The following is a 1465-nucleotide window of genomic DNA, read 5'->3' as shown; positions in this document are numbered from 1 at the left end:
CACCTACTTCATTTGCTGAACTATCAGCATGCACAAGACGCACTTCATTTTTTGGAATAGAGACACCATAGCCGCGGCTCACAACGCCAACACGATACCCGCGTTGCTCAAAGTCGCGCACCAACAAACTCACCAGCGGAGACTTACCCGTGCCACCCGCCGTTAAATTACCTACAACAATCACTGGAACCTTAGATTTAGGAGGTGAACTTGAAAGCAGTCCAGATATTCGAATGACAAGCCAATAAAGAATCGAAAAAGGCGCAAGCAGATAAATCCAAAGCTTGTTTGAGTACCAAGCTTTGGTAATCACTTGCTCAATATTAGAGTGGTCGTTCACGCTTATCGCCTAATCCCTTGAGCTTAGTGATCGTCAGAAAGTGCCATGTTATAGAGTTTTGCGTATTCCCCATCTTTCTCTAACAACTCAGCATGCGCACCTTGCTCAACAATATGCCCTTCGTCCATCACGACGATAATATCTGCATTTTCAATCGTTGAGAGACGATGTGCGATAACTAAAGTAGTGCGCCCTTTCATAAGCTCATCCAACTCACGCTGAATCACTTTTTCTGATTCGTTATCGAGTGCAGACGTCGCTTCATCGAGAATCAATAAAGGCGCATCTTTTAAAAGGGCGCGAGCGATCGCCAAACGTTGACGTTGGCCGCCAGAGAGAGAGACGCCATTGTCGCCAATCTCAGTATCAAAACCGTTTTCTTTATCGTTGATAAATTCAAGCGCGTTAGCTTTCTCCGCGACTGAAGCCAGTGTCTCAGCATCGGCGCCATTTAGAGTGCCGTAGGCGATATTATTGGCGATCGTGTCATTAAATAATGTCACATGTTGCGTCACGAGCGAGATTTGGTCACGCAAAGAACGCAACGTGAAATCCGTAAGAGGAACACCATCGAGCTCGATGGAACCAGAGCTTGGTTCATAAAAGCGTGGTAACAAGTTTGCGACGGTAGACTTACCACTACCTGAGCGACCGACCAAGGCAACTGTCTGACCCGGTGCTACGCGCAGATTAAAGCCTTTGAGTACATCATTATCGCTTGTCGGATAACGAAAACGGACATCCTTAAAAACTAGCTCGCCTTGAACTTTCTCAAGAGTGCGCTCACCTTCATCTTTCTCAGGCTCGGAATCCATGATAGTAAACAAGTCACGCGACGCAGCGAGACCACGCTGAATTTTCTCATTCACTTGAGTCAACTGACGAATCGGCTTAGCCATAGTGGATGCCGCTGTGATGATCACGACAAATTGCGCAGCAGTCATATCACCAATGACATCGGGAGCAAGTGCCAACCAAATTAAAATCGCAATAGATAAAGCGACTAAAAGCTGGATAACCGGTGTGCTGATCATCTTGGTAAATTCAAGCTTTAGGCTCTGTATTAGGTTGTACTCACTCGAGCCTTGAAAGCGCTCTTGCTCATACTTCTCGCCACCAAATATT

General features: G+C 46.3%; 2 protein-coding genes. Both read right to left on the bottom strand.

Going from position 1 to position 1465, the window contains the following annotated elements; genetic code table 11:
* Positions 1-340: tetraacyldisaccharide 4'-kinase (locus A3762_RS13685; RefSeq protein ID WP_231878813.1), on the bottom strand; the 340-nt coding region annotated here is incomplete at its 3' end.
* Between the two features lie 23 nt (positions 341-363).
* Positions 364-1465 (bottom strand): ATP-binding cassette domain-containing protein (locus tag A3762_RS13680; protein WP_156493454.1); only part of this gene is annotated, 1102 nt, incomplete at its 5' end.

It is taken from the genome of Oleiphilus sp. HI0125, from assembly GCF_001635355.1.
This window is presented reverse-complemented; position numbering and strand designations above follow the sequence as displayed.